Source organism: Flavobacterium sp. (assembly GCF_041392085.1).
Taxonomy (GTDB): Bacteria; Bacteroidota; Bacteroidia; order Flavobacteriales; family Flavobacteriaceae; genus Flavobacterium.
In genome coordinates, this window is the sequence record NZ_JAWKMW010000013.1 from 23092 (window position 1) to 42809 (window position 19718).

Annotated in this window: 15 protein-coding genes; 5 read left to right on the forward strand and 10 right to left on the reverse strand. The window is 34.9% G+C overall.

The window, feature by feature from the left end; genetic code table 11:
* Nucleotides 1–36 precede the first annotated feature (36 nt).
* Both gldN and R2782_RS11520 read left to right on the forward strand, forming a co-directional pair.
* Nucleotides 37–951 carry a gliding motility protein GldN gene (gene gldN / locus R2782_RS11515; protein WP_371268403.1) on the forward strand — a complete coding sequence of 305 codons (915 nt, stop codon included), beginning with the start codon at nucleotides 37–39 and terminating at the stop codon, nucleotides 949–951.
* Nucleotides 952–1013: 62 nt separating this feature from the next.
* A complete protein-coding gene (locus R2782_RS11520) occupies nucleotides 1014–2066 on the forward strand; it encodes an NAD(P)/FAD-dependent oxidoreductase (RefSeq protein ID WP_371268404.1) in 1053 nt (350 codons plus the stop codon).
* Here R2782_RS11520 and R2782_RS11525 read toward each other — a convergent pair.
* Entirely contained in the window at nucleotides 2063–2452 is a 390-nt protein-coding gene (locus tag R2782_RS11525) for a DUF983 domain-containing protein (RefSeq protein WP_371268405.1), read from the reverse strand. The two genes, R2782_RS11520 and R2782_RS11525, sit on opposite strands and share 4 nt — an antisense overlap.
* Nucleotides 2453–2518: 66 nt before the next feature.
* On the opposite strand from R2782_RS11525, the gene R2782_RS11530 reads away from it, so the two are divergent.
* Nucleotides 2519–4429, forward strand: coding sequence for an ABC-F family ATP-binding cassette domain-containing protein (locus R2782_RS11530; protein WP_371268406.1), 1911 nt, complete (start codon nucleotides 2519–2521; stop codon nucleotides 4427–4429).
* A 78-nt stretch (nucleotides 4430–4507) separates the two neighbouring features.
* Here the strand turns inward: R2782_RS11530 and R2782_RS11535 are convergent, their stop codons facing one another.
* Nucleotides 4508–5659, reverse strand: a complete 1152-nt coding sequence (locus tag R2782_RS11535) for a peptidogalycan biosysnthesis protein (RefSeq protein WP_371268407.1) — start codon at nucleotides 5657–5659, stop codon at nucleotides 4508–4510.
* An 85-nt stretch (nucleotides 5660–5744) separates the two neighbouring features.
* Between R2782_RS11535 and R2782_RS11540 the strand changes: the two genes are divergently transcribed.
* Complete coding sequence (locus R2782_RS11540) at nucleotides 5745–6029, forward strand: 4a-hydroxytetrahydrobiopterin dehydratase (protein ID WP_371268408.1); 285 nt, start codon at nucleotides 5745–5747, stop codon at nucleotides 6027–6029.
* On the opposite strand, the gene R2782_RS11545 is transcribed toward R2782_RS11540, so the two are convergent.
* From R2782_RS11545 to R2782_RS11560, 4 genes are all read right to left on the reverse strand, one after another.
* Nucleotides 6026–6511 carry a DUF1761 domain-containing protein gene (locus R2782_RS11545; protein WP_371268409.1) on the reverse strand — a complete coding sequence of 162 codons (486 nt, stop codon included), beginning with the start codon at nucleotides 6509–6511 and terminating at the stop codon, nucleotides 6026–6028. The two genes, R2782_RS11540 and R2782_RS11545, sit on opposite strands and share 4 nt — an antisense overlap.
* Nucleotides 6512–6600: 89 nt before the next feature.
* Complete coding sequence (locus R2782_RS11550) at nucleotides 6601–7908, reverse strand: TolC family protein (RefSeq protein ID WP_371268410.1); 1308 nt, start codon at nucleotides 7906–7908, stop codon at nucleotides 6601–6603.
* A gap of 6 nt (nucleotides 7909–7914) precedes the next feature.
* Nucleotides 7915–11010: an efflux RND transporter permease subunit gene (locus tag R2782_RS11555; protein ID WP_371268411.1), complete on the reverse strand. Its 3096-nt coding sequence runs from the start codon at nucleotides 11008–11010 to the stop codon at nucleotides 7915–7917.
* Between the two features lie 4 nt (nucleotides 11011–11014).
* Nucleotides 11015–12082 (reverse strand): efflux RND transporter periplasmic adaptor subunit, encoded by a 1068-nt coding sequence (locus R2782_RS11560; protein ID WP_371268412.1) that lies wholly within the window; start codon nucleotides 12080–12082, stop codon nucleotides 11015–11017.
* Nucleotides 12083–12379: 297 nt separating this feature from the next.
* On the opposite strand from R2782_RS11560, the gene R2782_RS11565 reads away from it, so the two are divergent.
* Nucleotides 12380–13234: a Two component regulator three Y domain protein gene (locus tag R2782_RS11565; RefSeq protein ID WP_371268413.1), complete on the forward strand. Its 855-nt coding sequence runs from the start codon at nucleotides 12380–12382 to the stop codon at nucleotides 13232–13234.
* A 66-nt stretch (nucleotides 13235–13300) separates the two neighbouring features.
* Here R2782_RS11565 and R2782_RS11570 read toward each other — a convergent pair whose 3' ends face one another.
* From R2782_RS11570 to galA, 4 genes are all read right to left on the reverse strand, one after another.
* Nucleotides 13301–14965, reverse strand: a complete 1665-nt coding sequence (locus tag R2782_RS11570) for a sodium/sugar symporter (RefSeq protein ID WP_371268414.1) — start codon at nucleotides 14963–14965, stop codon at nucleotides 13301–13303.
* An 18-nt stretch (nucleotides 14966–14983) separates the two neighbouring features.
* Nucleotides 14984–16033: a UDP-glucose--hexose-1-phosphate uridylyltransferase gene (locus R2782_RS11575; protein ID WP_371268415.1), complete on the reverse strand. Its 1050-nt coding sequence runs from the start codon at nucleotides 16031–16033 to the stop codon at nucleotides 14984–14986.
* Nucleotides 16034–16107: 74 nt separating this feature from the next.
* Complete coding sequence (gene galK, locus R2782_RS11580; protein ID WP_371268416.1) at nucleotides 16108–17289, reverse strand: galactokinase; 1182 nt, start codon at nucleotides 17287–17289, stop codon at nucleotides 16108–16110.
* Between the two features lie 21 nt (nucleotides 17290–17310).
* Nucleotides 17311–19713, reverse strand: coding sequence for a beta-galactosidase GalA (gene galA / locus R2782_RS11585; protein ID WP_371268418.1), 2403 nt, complete (start codon nucleotides 19711–19713; stop codon nucleotides 17311–17313).
* Between the last annotated feature and the right edge of the window lie 5 nt (nucleotides 19714–19718).

Genomic DNA, 19718 nt, shown 5'->3' on the forward strand with positions numbered 1-19718 from the left:
CAACGTTATCTTGACATAACCTACAAAAGAATAAAGATGAAGTTAAATACAGTAATAGCATGTTTGTCAATCTTGTTTATAGCACAAATTGGTCATGCACAGTCAAATTTGTTGAATGCAAAAACGCCGGATGAAATTGGTAAAAAAACAGCCGCTCAAATGGAGGCAGATAATGATAAACCACTTCAATACGGTTACGTTCACGACAGAGACGTTTTGATGGGCAAAATGGTTTGGGAAATCATCGATTTAGATGAGAGAATTAATTTTCCCCTTTATTTCCCTGTTGATACAGCTAATATTGGCAAAGACAGAAGATCTTTATTTGATGTATTATTGAAAGAAATCAAAGCTGGTAGAATTACGGAAGTGTATTATGATGATTATTTCAACACAAAGAAAACACTTAGTGAAATGAGTTCATCTTTCACTTATATCGATACAACCAATGCGGGAAGAGATGAAATTAATAACTATTATGACGATTATATGTCGGGTAGAAAAGTTTTAGATGCACAGTTTATCGATAAACGTGAATTAACATCATATGACGTTTCTGGATATAAAATTAAAGGATATTGGTATTTTGATAAACGTCAAGGTGAAATGAAGTACCGACTTTTAGGTATCTGTCCTGTTTCTCCTGAAGCTCGTGAAATAGGTGCCGAAAATCCTGATGTAATTGAATTGTTTTGGGTTTACTTTCCTTCAACAAGAGACGTATTGCATGAATGGAAAGCATTCAACGATAAGAATTCAGCAATGCCTATCACATTTGATCACCTGTTAAACTCGCGTCGTTTTAGTGGTGTGATTTACAAAGAAGAAAACGTGTACGGAGATAGACAAATTCAAGAGTACATGAAAGATAACGCTCTGAACCAACTTTTAGAATCTGAAAGAGTGAAAGAGAAAATCAGAAACTTTGAACAAGATATGTGGAATTATTAATTCCAAAATTTTAAATAACAAAAAACTCTTACTTCACGGTAAGAGTTTTTTATTTTTGCAGTATGACAGATTATTTACTTGTTGGTGCCGGATTAGCCGGAATTGCATTTGCTGAAATTGCTTTGCAAAATAATAAATCCATTCACGTTTTTGATGACAAATCACAAAATTCATCTACAATTGCAGGTGGATTATATAATCCTGTTATATTGAAGCGTTTTAGTGAAGTTTGGCGTTCACAAGAGCAAGTGGATTTAGGCAATCAATTTTATGCTCAACTTGAAGAAAAGTTACATGTAAAGTTAGATAATAAAATTCCTATTTATCGCAAATTGTATTCCGTAGAGGAACAAAATAATTGGTTCATCGCTTCCGATAAGCCCAATTTAGCTCCATTTATTTCTCCAAAAATAAGTTATAATCAATACAAAGGAATCAATTCTCCATTTGGTTTTGGTGAAGTTCTGCAATCCGGCTATGTTGATACAGCCGCTTTACTTAAAAATTATCACAACTATTTAGTCGAAGCAAATCTTTTACAGTTTGATTCATTTGATTATGAAAATTTGATAATTGAAGATGATTTTGTCGAATATAAAAACCACCAATACAAAAACATCATCTTTGCTGAAGGATTCGGTATTCATTCCAATCCTTATTTTTCAAATTTACCGCTTGATGGAACAAAAGGCGAATTGCTGATTATCAAAACAAAAGAATTAAAACTAGATGTGATTCTAAAATCATCCGTCTTTATAATTCCTATAGGAAATGATTTATTTAAAGTAGGAGCAACCTACAATTGGGAAGATAAAACCGCAACACCAACCGAAGAAGGGAAAAACGAACTATTATCCGACTTAAAATCACTGCTAACAACAGAATTTGAAGTAATCGATCATTTAGCCGGGGTTAGACCAACTGTAAAAGACAGACGACCAATGTTAGGTACGCATCCAAATTATCCAAACTTACACGTTCTAAATGGCTTGGGAACACGAGGTGTAATGCTTGCTCCGGACATGGCTAAAATGTTGTTTGAGCACATTGAATTCCAACAACCGCTTGAAAAAGAAATCGATATCAAACGATTTAAAAAAATTAGTTGGGACTAATGTTTGTTTTCTTTCCAATTTTTATCAAAATGTACAAACATATTAATCCAAATATTTCTCGATAAACGAAGAATGATGGGAAACGTAAGGATCAATGTAAAAACAATAACAATAAAAGAATGGAGCAAACCTAATCCAATAAAAACATTTGAAATGATAAAGGCTGCTACAGCAAAAGCAATGCTTAGTCCATAGCTAACATACATGGCTCCGTAAAAAAACGAAGGCTCCATTTTATAACGAGTACCACAATGACTGCAGGTATCATGCATTTCAAATATTTTACCCAATTTGTATGGATTTTTTTCTACATACATACTTTCTTCTTGGCATTTTGGACAACTTCCTGTTAAAATGCTATTCAATTTGGATCCTTTTTTTAACATTTGCAAAAAATTTATACAAAGGTATCTTTTTCACAGATTAACCCATGTAACATTTGTAACAATATTATGCTAAATATTCACAATTTATCGGTTTCCTTTGGAGGAACATTTTTATTTGAAGAAGTCACTTTCCGTTTAGGTTCGGGTGACAGAGTTGGACTGGTGGGGAAAAATGGTGCCGGTAAATCAACAATGCTCAAAATTCTGGCAGGCGATATCAAACCGGATTCCGGAAGTATTGCCACAGAGAAGGAAATAAAAATGGGTTTTCTTCGTCAAGATATCGATTTTGAACAAGGTAGAACCGTTCTTGAAGAGGCTTACCAAGCTTTTGAAGATATAAAACGTACCGAAAAACGCATTGATGAAATTAACCATCAGTTAGCAACGAGAACCGATTACGAAAGTCAATCGTATTCCGAATTAATCGACGAATTAAGTGATGTGAATCACCATTATGAAGTTTTAGGAGGATATAATTATGTGGGTGACACCGAAAAGATTCTATTAGGCTTAGGTTTTAAACGAGAAGATTTCAATAACCCAACCGAAACTTTTTCCGGTGGATGGCGAATGCGAATTGAACTGGCTAAGTTATTGTTGCAGTCTAATGATATTTTGCTACTCGATGAGCCTACCAACCATCTCGATATTGAAAGTATCATATGGTTAGAAAGCTTTTTACGCAATTTACCGGGCGTAGTAGTAATTGTTTCGCACGATAAAATGTTTTTAGATAATGTGACCAATCGAACTATTGAAATTTCTCTTGGAAAAGCGTACGATTTTAACAAACCCTATTCTCAATATTTAGTATTGAGAGAAGAAATTCGCGAAAAACAATTGGCTACCCAAAAAAATCAAGCTAAGAAAATTGAAGAGACAGAAAAATTAATCGAAAAATTTAGAGCCAAAGCTTCCAAAGCTTCTATGGCTCAATCGCTAATTAAAAAACTTGACAAAGTAGAGCGAATTGAAGTAGATGAAGACGATAATTCCGTCATGAACATTTCATTTCCCGTTTCGCAAACACCCGGAAGAGTAGTGATTGAAGCTGAAAATGTAACCAAAGCTTACGGCGACAAAACCATTCTAAAAGACATTTCATTATTAGTGGAACGTGGAAGCAAAATCGCTTTCGTAGGGCAAAATGGACAAGGAAAATCTACGTTTATCAAAGCCATCGTAAACGAATTCAAATACGATGGTACTATCAAACTTGGACATAATGTACAGCTTGGTTATTTTGCCCAAAATCAAGCGGAATATCTTGATGGAGAAATAACACTTCTTGACACAATGATTAATGCCGCTACCGATACCAATCGCTCTAAAGTACGCGATATGTTGGGTTCGTTTTTATTTCGTGGCGATGATGTAGAAAAGAAGGTAAAAGTACTATCAGGTGGCGAAAGAAACCGTCTGGCCTTGTGTAAATTATTACTTCAGCCCATCAACGTTTTACTGATGGATGAGCCTACGAATCACTTAGATATTAAGTCCAAAAATGTTTTAAAAGCGGCCCTTCAAAAATATGAAGGAACATTGTTATTGGTGTCGCACGACCGTGATTTTTTACAGGGAATGGCCAATGTAGTCTATGAATTTAAAGACCAAAAAATTCGTGAATATTTAGGAGATATTAATTTTTTCTTAGAGCAACGCAATGCCATGAACATGCGTGAAATTGAGAAAAAAGAGGTGAATGTTCCTACCAATGTAACTAAAGAAACAAAAGCAGTTTCTTACGAAGATCAAAAGAAAAGTAAATCGCTTCAAAACCGTTTGAGCAAAATTGAAAGTCAGATTAAACAACTCGAAATTGATATTCAAAATGACGACAAAGCACTGGCTTCCAATTATGACAAACACATTGAAGATGCTAATTTTTTTGTAGCCTACAATAAGAAGAAGCAAGAATTAGATAAATTATTAGAAGATTGGGAAACTGTTCAATTAGAGATTGAAGCTCTATAATACAGGTTGTATATTATTTTGTTGTAAAGTAGCAAGATAACTTCAGACTTTTAAATAATTGGAGAAAAAAATGAAAAATTAGTCCTTAAACGGATTTCGTTCTTGCCATTCTGTTACGGGTTCTAAGTAACAAAACAAAGTATCCATTTTAGAATTGATTAAAGAATTAGAATGCTTTATATAACCTACCATTTCTTCCGGTTTGGCACCAACAGAACTTTTGATTTCTAAAGCGGTACGAGCAAATATAACTTCCTTAAACCCTTTGTTAATGGAGTAAGCAATCATGTCATACAACATGTTTAAATACAACATTTTTTCACGTTGAACTTTTTCGTCATAGCCTAAAAAATAAGTATCCATTTGATTCCCGTTTTTAATCAGTGTGTTGAATCCGATGAGTTTGTTGTTTTCAAAATAACCATAAAACAAAAAGTTCTCCTTTAATTCTGATTTCATTACAGCAAAATGATTTTTAGTCAAAAAGAAAGTATTAAACGGAGCATTTTGAGCCACATGATGGTATAGGTTATAAATAGTTTGTTCTAGAGCAACAATTTCTTCAAAATTCAATTTTCGCTTTTCAATTCCAGTCGCTTTTTTACGGCATCGTTTGTACTGATCACGGTATTTTTTTGAAAGTGCGGCTATATAATCATCAAAAGAATGCCAATCTTTTGAAACAGTAAACACCATATTTGGCTGGGTTGAAAATTGATAGAATGAGTCAAATTCTTTTTCAGGAAAAACTTCTAGTTCTTTTTTATCAAAATCTTTATAAGAAGTCAAATGAACTTTTTTACCTTGTTTTTTTAAGCTTAATTTAATTTCTAATTCAGCTTGATGTAATAAGGCAATACCTGTTGAAATTTCAATTTCAGTGGAAAATGAAAAAGCATTTTGACCCGTTAACATATTGTTGCCAACAAACAAAACGTGAGAACAAAAATTTTTGAAAATAAAATTCCGTACAACAGTTTTGATACACTTATCACGTTCACCAAAAGACTCCAATTTATTCAAATCCAAGAATTGGGCTAAAGCAATCCCAATGAGTTTGTCTTTTTTATACATAGCGATAAAAAAGCAGTTCATGTTAGTTGGTTTAGACAGTTCCAAAACCGTTAAATATGCTTTCGATAAAAAGATATTTGAAGTAGCTAATGCATCCCAATCGCTTGGTAAATGATTAGTTGAGTGAACTATTTTAAACGAATAGGAATATTCCAAATGGAGGTGTTCGTTAATTTATTAATGTAAAGGTAAAGTTTGATAAAGAATAATAAAGTTTTTTAACTTTATATAAATAAAAAAAATGAAAAATTATACTGCAATTACGGCTCAAACAAAATTAGCTACACTAAAAAACTGGACTTTTATCAACGATGGAATTACTAAAACATATGTGTTTACTAATTTTTCCGAAGCTTTAGCTTTCATTATCCAAGTAGGCCTTATTGCAGAAAAATTAAATCATCATCCGGATTGGACAAATTCATACAACAAAGTCTTTATTCGATTGACCACATATGACTCAGGTGGCGTAACGGATAAAGACTTTGAATTAGCTTTAGAAATAGATAAATTGATAAAAGATTAAACCCAACCGCAAACGATAGCTCCCATGATGGTCATTACCACTATCCAATAACCGGTATGAATAAAAATATATTTCCACGATTTACGCTCAAATAAACCATTAATACCAACCAAAGGTAACGCTAAAAACAGTCCGGACATAAATCCATGTAGAGCACCATGTTTAAAGGTTCTAAACGAATCGCCATAATCTGCCATAAAAGCAGCATAAGATGGTTTGGCCGTTTCTATAAAATCAGGACCACCAATCATACCCAAAGGTCCAAATTGATGGATGCATAGAATTTGCATTAACATGGCCAGAAAAATAGAAAAGACAAATGTTAATCCGAAAATTTTAACCATGCTTCCTTGTTTTAGTTCCTCTTCAGAGAAACCATTTTCAGCCATCCATGCTTTCCCAAAAAGAGGGCCATACCAAACAAATCCAACCAATAGGGTAGACAGTGCTGCAACTAAAATTGCGTAAAAATTCATTTCCATTTTTTGATAAGTTATTGATTAGTATTTCAAAAGTAGAATTTTATTTGTTAACTTGTTAAGAAAATGGTAAAATATTATCTTGAAAAATGTCAAAAAGTTAAACTTCCTGCTAATTCTTTTAAATTGATTTCACTTTGTTTAGTGAGTAACTCAGCGGTAGTTAATCGAATGACTGCATTGCCATAATTTTCTTGAGCAGTTCTAAATTCAATTGGTGCAACAGAACCAATTTTAAATTTTTCTAAAGTAATTTCCATGTTTTGTTTCGCTAGGGCTTCATTTTTCTTTTCTAATTCTAGCAAAGAAAGATTAGAAAGATAGGATTGATACAAAGAAGTAATCTGCGACTGAATTTGTTGTGTCTGTCTTTCTATTTGTAATTGTGTGTTTTCCAATTGGATTTTAGCTATTTTTTCGTTTCTGTTCTGATTTAAACCATCAAATAAATTTAAAGAAGCTGTAAAACCATAATTAAAATTTCGACCGGTTGATTCTGTTACGAAACCAAAAGGAGATTGCGACCGAATTAAGTTGTATCCTCCGGAAAGGCTAACACTTGGGAATCGGTTTGCTTTCAACTGTTTCAGTTCATATTCTTGTATTTTTTTGTTAATGTATTGTAGTTGTAGTTGCGGATTTTGCTTTTCAGCAGACAAAATAAGATTCGGCAATAGTAAGGAATTATCAATTAAAATCACTTCATCAACTTTAAAATCGGTATCCAACGGACGAACCAAAAGCTCGTTGAGTAAAACTTTTGAAACGCTGTATTGCTCTAACATTTGAATTTTTGTTGATTGATCAGCATTTAAATCAACTTCGGCATTGAGTACTTCTAATTTTGAAGCCTTACCAATCGTAAAGCGATTTTTTGCTGTTTTTAATCTAAATTCAGATACCGAAATGATACTGTCAATCATTTTGAGCTGTTGTTGTTGAGAGGCCAATGTATAATACGTTTGATAAGCAGCACTCACAAGACTTAATACCGAGAGTTTTAGCTCCGTCTCTCCATGATTTTGCAACTCTTTTAGTTGATTGTGACGGGCAAACATTCTAAAACCATCAAAAATAGTCCACTCTATCCCAACACCGTAGTTAATATTGATGTTTCGAGCTCCATCAATTTCAATTTCATTACCATTGGCTTGAGTTTGTGTTTGATTTAATATAGTGTTATTATTTGTTACGGTTCCATTGATGCGAGGCAGCATTCCCGCATTGCCAATCGTAACATTTTCCTCATCAATTTTTAAATCGTTTTTCGCTATGCGAATGTCAAAATTGTTTTCCAATGTTAAAGCAACCGTTTCTTCTAATGTTAGGATTGGTTGTGGTTGACTCCAAAGTGGAATTCCAATGCAGGATAGTATAAAGATTAGAAATAGTTTTTTCATAATTAATTAAACAGTTTCTTCGTTGTATTGGTCTACATTATCAAATTCAGGTCGGTGTTTTTTTTCTCTAGCCCACATTAAATAAACAGCAGGAATAACAAACAAAGTCAGAATTAAGGAGAATATGGTTCCGCCAACAATAACAATTCCCATTCCCATTCTGCTTTGAGATGCAGCTCCAATCGATACAGCAATTGGCATTGCTCCCAAGGCTAATGTTAAACTTGTCATTAAAATGGGACGCAATCGCGATTCGGAAGCCTCCATTACAGCATCGTATTTAGATTTTCCTTGTTCCCGAAGCTGGTTGGCAAACTCCACAATCAAAATCCCATTCTTAGTTACTAATCCAATTAACATCACGGTTCCGATTTGACTGAAAATATTCCAAGTTTGTCCAAATAGCCATAGTGAAAATAAAGCTCCTGCAACAGCCATCGGAACGGTCAAAATAATGATGAATGGATCGACGAAACTTTCGAATTGACCGGCTAAGATGAGAAAAATTAATAATAAAGCTAACCCGAATGCAAACATGGTATTTGAATTGCTTTCGGCAAAATCTCTCGACTCACCACCCAAATCGGTCGTAAATGTATCGTCAAGAACTTTTTCTTTTATTCGCTCCATCGCATCAATTCCATCTCCAATACTTTTTCCCGGAGCTAACCCTGCAGAAACAGTGGCCGACATATAGCGGTTATTGTGAAATAATTGTGGTGGGCTACTTCTTTCTTCAAGCGTGACCAAATTGTCCAATTGAATAAGTTGCCCGTTGTTGCTTCTAACAAAAATAGTAGCCAAATCCATGGGTTGATCACGGTCTTTTTTATCAAATTGGCCAAGTACTTGGTATTGTTTTCCATTCATTAAAAAGTAACCAAAACGTTGACCACTTAAAGAAAGTTGAATGGTTTGAGCAACATCAAGAACAGAAACCCCCAAGGATTCTGCTTTTTCTCGATTAATGGTGATATAAATTTCAGGTTTATTAAATTTCAAATTGACATCAGTTATTGAAAAAGTAGGATCTTTTGAGGCTTCATCCATAAATTCGGGAATCTTTTTTTCCAACAATTGAAAGTTTTTTGCTTGTATGATGAATTGAATTGGCAAACCGCCTCTACGATTAACAGAAATTGTGGGTTGTTCTGAAACAGAAGTCTTAGCATCATTGTACTGCTTTGATAGACGGCTGAGTTCTTGGGCTATCTCTTTTTGCGAACGTTCCCTTTCTGTCGGGTCCACTAATGATAATCGAACAAATCCTCTGTTGACAGAACCTGCACTAAATCCTGGCGAGGTTACCACTAAGCTCACTTTTTTTTCAGGTATTGTATCCGTAATTAATTCTGATAAATCCTGCATAAAACGATCCATGTAATCATAGGTTGCTCCTTCCGGACCTGTTACATTCATTAAAATCATACTTCTGTCATCATAAGGGGCAGTTTCTTTTTGAAGCAGATTATAAAAAAGAACAGACAATCCTAAACAGGCTAGTAAAATGGGAAAACTTAACCATTTTTTTTGCATAAATTTTTCTAAAGAACGGGCATAACCTTTGTTTAAGTTTTCATAAAAAGGCTCTGTTATTTCGTAAAATTTGGAACGTTTTTGTTTTCCTCCTTTCATTAAGTAAGCATTTAACATGGGAGTTAAACTCAAGGAAACAAAAGCAGAGATGAGTACAGCAGCTCCAATTACAATACCGAACTCACGGAAAAGACGCCCGACAAATCCTTCTAAAAAAATAATCGGAAGAAAAACAGCAGCCAATGTGATGGAAATTGAAATAACAGCAAAGAAAATTTCGTTTGAACCTTTGATGGCGGCTTCGATGGGAGTCATGCCTTCTTCCACTTTTTTAAATATGTTCTCAGTGACTACTATTCCGTCATCAACTACCAAACCGGTGGCCAATACAATAGCTAACAATGTCAATACATTGATGGAAAACCCACATAAGTACATGATAAAAAAAGTAGCAATCAAAGAAACAGGTATATCTATTAATGGTCGGAATGCAATAGCCCAATCTCTAAAAAACAGATAGATAACCAAGGTTACAAGAAGTAAAGCAATGAGTAATGTCTCTGCCACTTCAAGAATTGCTTTTTTGATAAAAACAGTGGTATCAATCGCTACATTCAATTCAAACTCTTTAGGCAAATCTTTTTGTAGCTGTTCATATTGTTTGTAAAACTCCTCAGAAATATCCAAATAGTTTGTGCCGGGTTGAGGAGTTACGGCCAATCCTATCATAGTTTGCCCGGAATCGCTTAGTCTGGTTTCCAGGTTTTCGGCCTCCAAACTGGCTTTTGCCACGTCTGCTAAACGCACTAGTTTGTCTCCATCTGATTTAATAATAATATTGTTAAAATCTTCCTCAGTTGTAAGATTACCAACCGTTTTAACACTTAACTCAGTGTTTTCTCCGGTTAATTTTCCCGAAGGGAGCTCAACATTTTGCTGATTCAATGCATTCAAAACATCAGAAGCTGTACAGCCATAAGCAGCTAATTTGCTAGGGTCTATCCATAACCGCATGGCATATTTTCGTTCACCCCAAATACGAACACTACTTACACCGGGAATGGTTTGAAGCCTCTGCAAGATTACATTTTCGGCATAATCAGTAAGTTCCAACACATTTTTGTTGTCACTCTTCATGGTCATCGTTAATATAGGGTCAGAGTCGGCATCAGCTTTGGAAACAACCGGTGGTGAAGTTAAATCTTTAGGTAGATTTCGCACCGCTTGAGAGACTTTATCACGTACGTCATTTGCAGCTTCTTCCAGATTTTTCCCTAAATTAAATTCTACTGATATTACACTGCTTCCTTGAGCACTGGTGGAAGAAATATTCCGAATACCATCAATTGAGTTAATGGCTTTTTCCAAAGGCTCTGTAATTTGCGACTCAATAATATCAGCATTTGCTCCCGAGTAACTTGTCTGTACGGTTACTTGAGCCGGATCTATAGAAGGAAATTCGCGAACACCCAAATACGTAAAGCCAATTATACCAAATAAAACAATCATGAGATTCATCACGATTGTCAATACCGGTCGTTTAATGCTTAAAGTGGATAGACTCATACGTTTAGTTTTCTATTAGTTTTAACGAGAGCGGTGCTCCATCTTTAATCGCCATGATTCCGGAAGTAATCAAAGTGTCTCCAACTTTTAAGCCAGAAGTAACTAAAATTTCTTTCTCTGTTCTTTGAGCGGTTTCAATAATCACTTCTTTAGCCATACCATTTTTGGTGATAAACACTTTTTTTCCATTTTGAATGGGAATTATAGATTCAGTTGGAATTAGTATTGCATCGTTTAATTCTTCCAAAGGCAAAACAATATTAGCAAAAGTACCCGGTATTAATTTTCCATCCTTGTTCTCTGAAATAGCTCTGATTTGTAAAGTTCTGGTTGATTGATCTATGGCTGGTTCTAATGCATAAACTCTTGCCGTAAAAGTTGTTTTGCTTCCGGCTGTTGTAAAGGTGATGACTGTATTGTTTTTTACTAAAGAAGCATATTTTTCAGGGATAGAAAAAGTTATTTTTACTTGTGCTGTATTCACCAATTTAGCAATTAAAGTGGTTGGAGTAACATAGGTCCCCGGCGAAATGGAACGCAATCCGATTTTGCCTGAAAAAGGAGCTACAATTGATGTTTTTGTAATTTGGGCTTGAATTAATTGGGTTTGCGATTTAGCTGATTCAAATTCGGCTAAGGCAATATCATACTCTTCTTGGCTGATGGCTTCTTTTTGTAGTAACAGTTTAGCTCTTCGTTCATTTTCAGATGCTAATGATTGCCTTGTTTTTGCCTGTGAATGTTGAGCACGTAATTCAATATCATTTACCTTTAAGAGTTGTTTCCCTTTCGTTATAAAACTTCCTTCATCAAAATAAATTCCTTGCACTACACCGGATACTTCGCTTCTTATATCAATTTGCTCACTGGCATCAATGCTTCCTGAAAGAGTAAGTTCGTTGGCAAATTGTTTCGGTTTCAAAACAATACCATTGACAACAGTTGCTTCTTTACTAGCACTACCTTTTCGTTTAGATTTTTCTTCCAGGCTATTATTTTGTAAGATTCGATAGATGATTAAGGCAATTATGCCACTTAACAAGAAATAAATAAGAATCGTTTTTAATTTCATATTTTTAAGAAAAGATGAAGACACTATTTTTACGGTATACAAATGTACCTTTTCAGAAGTATAATAGATTTGAGGTTAAAATATATTTAACATTCGTATATACAAATTTAACATTTGTGTTCTTATTAATGCTACAATTTACAGATTGACTTTTTCTTAAAACTGAAACAATTTAGTAGTATTATTGTAAGAAAAAGTTTTATAATAATTATAAAAAATGCATTTCATCGATAATATTTGTATTTTAACGAAAAACACAACTATATTTACGGAGTCAAACCCCAAATTTAATTAGAGATGAAAAATATTACGTTAACACTTTTTGCACTTTGCTTTTCATTTTTCGGATATGCTGAAGTTTCAAAATCTGAGCGAGATGCACTTGTTAAACTAAATCAGGCAACTAATGGCAACCAATGGAAAATCAAATGGGATTTATCTGCAGATGTTGCTTCGTGGCATGGTGTAAAAGTAAAAGATAATAAAGTAGTTGGTTTAGCCCTTTTAAACAATAATTTAGAAGGTCAGATTCCAACCGAAATTGCTCAGTTGCATTATTTGGAAACCTTGAATTTGTTTAAGAACAAGCTTTCAGGGAGCATTCCGGCTTCTATTGGTGAGTTAAAATATCTACAAACATTAAATATTTCTTTCAACAAATTAACAGGAGCAATACCGGCTACAATTGGTAATGCCACTTCATTAAAAGTAGTTGAGTTATATATGAACTCTTTAACCGGTTCATTACCACAAGAAATAGGTCAATTAACACAACTAGAAAATTTGTCACTTTTCAATAACTCTTTACAAGGTGAATTACCAAGTTCTTTATACAGTTTAAAAAACTTGAAAGTGTTAATGTTAAACAGTAATAACTTTTCGGGAAAGTTGAGTTATGAAATTGAGAATTTAAAAGCTCTTGAAAATTTAAGTTTATTTGAAAATAACTTTGTAGGTCAAGTTCCTTTTGAAATAGAGAAACTCGATAATTTAAAAGAAATGAATATTTCATATAACAAGTTCAATGGATTGATTTCGTATGCTTTGGCTAAAAAAGACACATTCCAAATGACTATGTTAAACGATAAAGGGGTAGCGGTTCGTTTACCGTTACTTACTGACAATACTGGAGTAGTAGGTACTCCGGATTAATTTTCCAAAAAACAAATACCATCCCCACAAAAAAACTTGCTGTCCCCAAATAGCAAGTTTTTTTATTTATTTCCAGAAGAAAGCGTAAAGAAATACTAAGATAATCAAAACCGCAAATGCACTTACGTTGAATATTGAGCTGGTTTTAAATGTTTCTTTTTGCAATGTAAACCCTTTATTATCATCGGCACCCTTACCTTGAAACAAACTAATAACGGCTATAAATGCCATAGTAATTAATGTAGTGTAGCCCATTTGATCTAAAAAAGGGATAGTAGGGAAAAAGCTCTCAATTGAACTGCCGGTAGCCCATCCTTTTGGTCCAACTTTAAAAAACATTGCGATAGGAATAGAAACTAATGCTCCCCAAATAGCCGCTTTATTCGTTGTTTTTTTCCAGAATAGACCCAATACAAATATGGCTAAAATTCCCGGGCTTACTACACCGGTATATTCTTGAATGAATTGAAAAGCTTGGTTAATTCCTCCCAATAGAGGAGCGACAATAGCACCAATAAGTAATGCAACGGCTGAGGTCAAACGACCTACTTTTACGGTGTTTTTATCGTCTGAATTTTTGTTAATGTACTGTTTATAGATATCCATAGTAAAAATAGTGGAGGTCGAGTTAAGCATCGAAGCTAATGACGAGACTATGGCAGCAGTTAATGCCACAAACGCTAATCCTTTTAAGCCGGCAGGTAAAAACTGAATAAGCCACGGATAAGCTTTGTCGGCTGCTCCCTCACTGGGAATGTTGATTAAACCTTCTGCACCTAAACGAGCCAATATTTCAGGATCATTTACTATAACATAAGCAGCAATTCCCGGAATAACAACGATAAAAGGGATTAACAGTTTTAAAAAAGCGGCTAATAAAATCCCTTTTTGAGCTTCTTTAAGGGATTTTGCGGCCAAAGCTCGTTGAATAATATATTGGTTAAAACCCCAATAGTATAAGTTGGCCACCCAAAGTCCACCAATTAATACCCCAATACCCGGTAAATTCAAATATTCTGGGTTCGCTTCATCTAAAATCATAGCAAATTTAGAAGGAGCTTTGTCGTAAATAATACCTAAACCTTCAACCATTCCTTCTCCACCGGAAACAGTATTCAAAGCCAAATAGGTGGTTGCTAATCCTCCAAAAACAAGAAAAACAACTTGTATGGAGTCGGTCCACGCAATGGAGGCTAATCCGCCATAAAGAGAATAAGCAGCCGCAAACAATGATAATCCTACAATGGCCCAAAACATATCGACACCCATAACCGTATTCATCGCTAAAGCTCCTAAATATAACACAGAGGTAATATTGACAAATACATATAAGGCCACCCAAAAAACAGCTAAAATAGTTTTTAAATTTGTAGAAAATCGTTTTTCTACAAATTCAGGTATGGTATAAATTCCTTTCTCAATAAAAATGGGTAGAAAATATTTTCCAACAATAATTAGTGTGATGGCTGCCATCCATTCATAAGAAGAAATGGCCAAACCTACTGCAAAACCCGAACCCGACATGCCAATAAATTGTTCGGCAGAAATATTAGCCGCTATCAACGAAGTACCAATTGCCCACCAAGGAAGTGATTTGCTGGCTAAAAAATAATCTTCGGCATTTTTTTGATGCCCTTTTTTATCGCGAGACATCCATAGTCCAACCCCAAGAATTAAGAGAGCATAACCAAAAAAAACGATATAATCTAAAATTTCAAATCCTGTATGCATAGGTAATGTATTAAGTAATTATTTTAATTTATAATGCAAGGTAGGCATTTCACTCAAAACTCTAGCACTGCTTTCGGGCGTTAAATCACGTTGTGCTTCACCCATCATTTCATAACCCACCATAAACTTTTTCACGCTTGCACTTCGTAATAACGGAGGATAAAAATGCATATGGAAATGCCACTCCGGATGAGCCAATCGATCCGTTGGTGCTTGGTGAATTCCGGATGAGTAAGGAAAAGAGGTTTCAAAAAGATTATCATATTTGACGGTAATTGTTTTTAAAATTTGGGCAAACGATACAATTTCTTCCTTGGTCATAGCGATGATAGTACTGAAATGTCTTTTACTGATAATCATTGTTTCATAAGGCCAAATGGCCCAAAATGGTACAACCACAGCAAAGTGATCATTTTCACAAACCACACGTTCTTTTACTTTTAATTCTTCATCTAAATAAGCTTTTAAAAGGCTTTTGTTATGTTGGTCATAGTATTTTTTTAGGTTTTTTTGTGTTTTTTCCACTTGAGTTGGTAAGGAGGATTGAGCCCAGATTTGTCCGTGAGGATGTGGATTACTACAACCCATAACTGCTCCTTTGTTTTCAAAGATTTGAACGTGGTTGATGAAATCATGGCTTCCCAATTCAATATATTGTGCTATCCAAGTATGAATAATTTTTTCAATAGCAGTAGTCTCCATTTCAGGTATTGTCAAATGATGTTTTGGCGAAAAGCAAACGACTTTGTTAATACCTCTTTCGGGTTTAAATTTAAAAAGAGACGATGTACCCATCGTACTATGTTCAACTTCTTGATTTAACAAAGCCGAAAAATCATTTTCAAACACAAAACAATCAGCATAGTCAGGATTTTTGGTGCCATTGGAACGTTCATTTCCGGGACATAAATAACAACCGGGATCGTACTCCGGAAGAGCTTTTACAATGGTGTTTTCTTGTTGCCCTTGCCACGGACGTTTGGTTCGGTGCGGTGAAACCAAAATCCACTCGTCCAAAAGTGGGTTGTAGCGGCGGTGAGGGTGTTCGTTGGTGTTGAATGCTTGCATGTTTTTCTTTCAAGAAACGTATTAATATTGACGAATTATTATCTTTTATTGGTAAACCGGATAGGTTTGAATACCTAATTTATTTTCTTTTTCATTTTTGAGGTTCCTTTCGAAACTTTTACTTTGTATCGATTCAGTTGAATCCCGAATTTCTCAAAATAAGCTTGTGAAATTTTTTTAAAAAGAGTTTCTTCACATCCTTTTTCAACGAGGTTGATAGAACATCCTCCAAAACCTCCTCCCATCATACGAGAACCAATAACTTGTTTTTCAGTTCTAAAAAAATCAACTAAAAAATCAACTTCTTCACAACTGACTTCGTATTCTTTAGACAAACCATCGTGGGTTTCATACATCAATTGCCCTAATTTTGCAATATTTTTTCGGTCTAAAGCATATACGGCCTCATTAACGCGTCTGATTTCATTCACTACAAAATGACAGCGTTTATACAAGGTTTCACCCAATGAGTTTTTTAGTTCATTTAATTGCTCTTCAGTACACGCTCGGAATGTTGTAACTGAAGGAAATCGATTTTTGATAATACTTAGGCCTTTTTCTACTTCTTCTCTTCTCGTATTATAGCCTGAAGTTAGGTGAGTGTGTTTTACATTACTGTCTAGTAAAAGTATGGAATATTTTTTTAAATCGGCAGTGTGGTACTCATGTGCTAAGGTCGTGCAATCTAATTTGATGACTTTATTTTTTTTGCCGAATACACTCGCAAATTGATCCATAATGCCACATTTTACGCCAACAAAAGTATGTTCAGATTGTTGACCAATCAAAGCAATTTCTTGTCGAGATAAGCCTAAATTAAACTGTTTGTTTAAAACATATCCAAATCCGCATTCTAAAGCAGCCGATGAGGAAAGTCCGGCTCCCATTGGAATTGTACTGCTAAACACAATATGCATTCCTTTTAATGAAAAGTTACGCTCCTTCAGTTGATGCAATACACCCAACAGATAGTTGACCCACATTTTGTCTGTGGGTTTTAATGCTTCTCTCCAATCGAATCGATACGTTTCATTCAAATCTTGAGCAACAAGTGTAAATTCGTTATCAAAAGTAATTGAAACGGCAAAACAAATATATTTATTGATGGCAGCCGGTAAAACAAAACCATCGTTATAGTCTATGTGTTCACCAATCAAATTGATTCTCCCCGGAGAGAGAAAGATAGCCTCCGGTTCATTTTGGAAAATGGTTTTAAAGTGTTCCGTTGTAGAAGCGATTAATTTTTTTTTAGTCATAAGGATAGGGTAATAGAACAACTATTTTATTTGTGAAAGCATTACGGTAGTCGAACGCAACCCATTCGAACGTATTTGTAACGTTAAATCACCTATTGTTTTTCCCGCTTGCAGAATCACTTGGCATTTTCCGTTGAAGGCACTTCGTTGCCATGCACCTGCTCTGCATTTATCGGGTTCATGCGAACTGGGATCACCATTCCCAACCCCAATAATTTGTCCATCCCCCAAGAGTGTAAAATAAACCATATTGTTGGCATCGGGTACTTCAAGACCTTTTTCATCAACAATTGAAATGTTTACTACTACACCATCTTGGCCATCTGCTAAAAGTTTAGTTTTGCTTGCTGTAGCTATCACTGCGGTAGCCACACCGGTTGTTTCAACTTTTGAAGTAAGTTTTTCACCGTTTTTATAAGCAACAGCTTCTAATGTTCCGGGTTCGTAAATGACGTTCCATTTTAAATGACTGTTTCTTGGCATTACTTTTTTGCCTAAACTTTTACCATTTAAAATCAATTCTACTTCATCAGCATTTGTATTCACCCAAACATCAATGGACTGACCAATTTTATCAGGCCAATTCCAATGAGGGGAAATGTGTAAAATAGCCTCATTGGTCCACCAGCTTTTGTAGTAATAATAGATATTTTTTGGAAAACCACAAACATCCAATATACCAAAATGTGAACTGATATTGGGCCATTTATAAGGAGTAGGCTCCCCTCTGTAATCAAATCCGGTCCAGACAAAACCCCCTAACCAATATTCATTTTCAGCGGCTAGTTTCCACCAAGTCTCTGCTTTACTCGCCCACCAAGGATGTGTAATGTCTTGGTCAGGTACATAAGCTCTTATTTCGTCTTTTGTATAAATACCTCTGGTGGTTACGGTGCTACCCATTTCAGTTCCTAGCAAAGGTTGAGTAGGATGGTCTTTATGATAGTCAGCTACTGCATATTCCCGGTAATTGAATCCTCTAATGGGAATCACTTCATTCACGCCTTTGTACTCGTTGGCCATATCTGCAGCATAGGTGCTGGTTCGTGTGGGGTCTAATTCTTTTTGGATAGCTAATAGGGATAAAGCTATACGTTTGCCATATTCATTGCCTTGAATGTTTTGTTCTTCATTTCCAATAGACCATAAGATGATGGAGGGATGGTTACGGTCACGTTTAATCAATCGCTTAAATTGATCAACATATTCCGCACTACTGTTCAGTAAACGTTGTTCATCAACAACTAACATCCCCAAACTGTCACAGGCCTCCAAAAGCTCTTTGGTTGGAGCATTATGACTCGCCCTGTAGGCATTTGACCCCATTTCTTTTAAAAGTTTAATACGGTAATATTGCATAAAATCGGGTAAGGCACTACCAATTCCGGCATGGTCTTGATGGTTATTGGTACCCTTTATTTTTACATGTTTACCATTAAGAAAAAAGCCTTTTTTAGCATCAAAATCAATTGTTCGTAAACCAAAGTTAACTTTCCTTTGGTCAACTACTTTGTTATTTTGTTTGATTACGGAAATAACTTTATACAAATAAGGGTTTTCCAATGACCATCGCATAATGTTGTTTAGGTTAACTTGTTGCTTTACAGTAGTTTTTCCATTGACTGCGAGAGACACTTTTTGCTCGGTTGTTTGAGCTATTGGTTTGCCGTTTCTGTCCGTAATATAGGAAAAAACAACGGCTGAGGAAGGACTTAGACTTTTGTTTTCAATTTCGGTTTCAATGGTGATAGATGCTTTTCTATCGCTGATTTCGGAATGAACAAATAGGCCATCTGTTGGAATGTGCACCTTATTACGAACGTTTAACCAGACATGCCGATAAATACCCGCCCCTTCATAAAACCATCCTTCACTTTGGGTGGCATCTACACGTACTACCAGTACATTATCACCATCAAAGTTGATATAATCGGTAATGTTGTAGGTATTTCCAACGTAGCCACTAAAATTAGTGCCTACATAAAAGCCATTCAACCAGATAGCAGCATTTCTGTATATTCCATCAAATTGAATTTCAAAGTGTTTACCTTCATTTTTTTTATCCACTAAAAAATGTTTACGATACCAACCTATACTTGTTTCAGGATAAATACTGCCAATAGGTTTATAGCCATGCGTATCCATTTCATGGGTAGACGATTTTACAAAGGGAAGCTCTACCGCCCAATCATGTGGTACATTGAGTGTAGTCCAAGTGGTATCGATAAATTTTGGACTAATAACTGTTGTTTCAAAGACATTTGATTTGTGAAACAATAGTTTATTACCATAATCAAAATCTTTATCAGGATTGGCGGAATGACCAAAATGAAATTTCCAACCCTCATCTAAATTTATTTTTTGTTGAGCGGATAAAAGGTTTACACTGCAAAGCAGCACTACAAAATAATATAGTTTGTTCATGTTGA

Bases quoted from the DNA above. Each gene is read 5' to 3' on its own strand.
- R2782_RS11525 (WP_371268405.1), bottom strand. From the start codon at position 2,452: ATGTTAAAAAAAGGATCCAAATTGAATAGCATTTTAACAGGAAGTTGT.
- R2782_RS11560 (WP_371268412.1), bottom strand. From the start codon at position 12,082: ATGAAATTAAAAACGATTCTTATTTATTTCTTGTTAAGTGGCATAATT.
- R2782_RS11565 (WP_371268413.1), top strand. From the start codon at position 12,380: ATGAAAAATATTACGTTAACACTTTTTGCACTTTGCTTTTCATTTTTC.
- R2782_RS11555 (WP_371268411.1), bottom strand. From the start codon at position 11,010: ATGAGTCTATCCACTTTAAGCATTAAACGACCGGTATTGACAATCGTG.
- R2782_RS11545 (WP_371268409.1), bottom strand. From the start codon at position 6,511: ATGGAAATGAATTTTTACGCAATTTTAGTTGCAGCACTGTCTACCCTA.
- R2782_RS11520 (WP_371268404.1), top strand. From the start codon at position 1,014: ATGACAGATTATTTACTTGTTGGTGCCGGATTAGCCGGAATTGCATTT.
- R2782_RS11550 (WP_371268410.1), bottom strand. From the start codon at position 7,908: ATGAAAAAACTATTTCTAATCTTTATACTATCCTGCATTGGAATTCCA.
- galA (WP_371268418.1), bottom strand. From the start codon at position 19,713: ATGAACAAACTATATTATTTTGTAGTGCTGCTTTGCAGTGTAAACCTT.
- R2782_RS11570 (WP_371268414.1), bottom strand. From the start codon at position 14,965: ATGCATACAGGATTTGAAATTTTAGATTATATCGTTTTTTTTGGTTAT.
- gldN (WP_371268403.1), top strand. From the start codon at position 37: ATGAAGTTAAATACAGTAATAGCATGTTTGTCAATCTTGTTTATAGCA.
- R2782_RS11530 (WP_371268406.1), top strand. From the start codon at position 2,519: ATGCTAAATATTCACAATTTATCGGTTTCCTTTGGAGGAACATTTTTA.
- R2782_RS11540 (WP_371268408.1), top strand. From the start codon at position 5,745: ATGAAAAATTATACTGCAATTACGGCTCAAACAAAATTAGCTACACTA.
- R2782_RS11575 (WP_371268415.1), bottom strand. From the start codon at position 16,033: ATGCAAGCATTCAACACCAACGAACACCCTCACCGCCGCTACAACCCA.
- galK (WP_371268416.1), bottom strand. From the start codon at position 17,289: ATGACTAAAAAAAAATTAATCGCTTCTACAACGGAACACTTTAAAACC.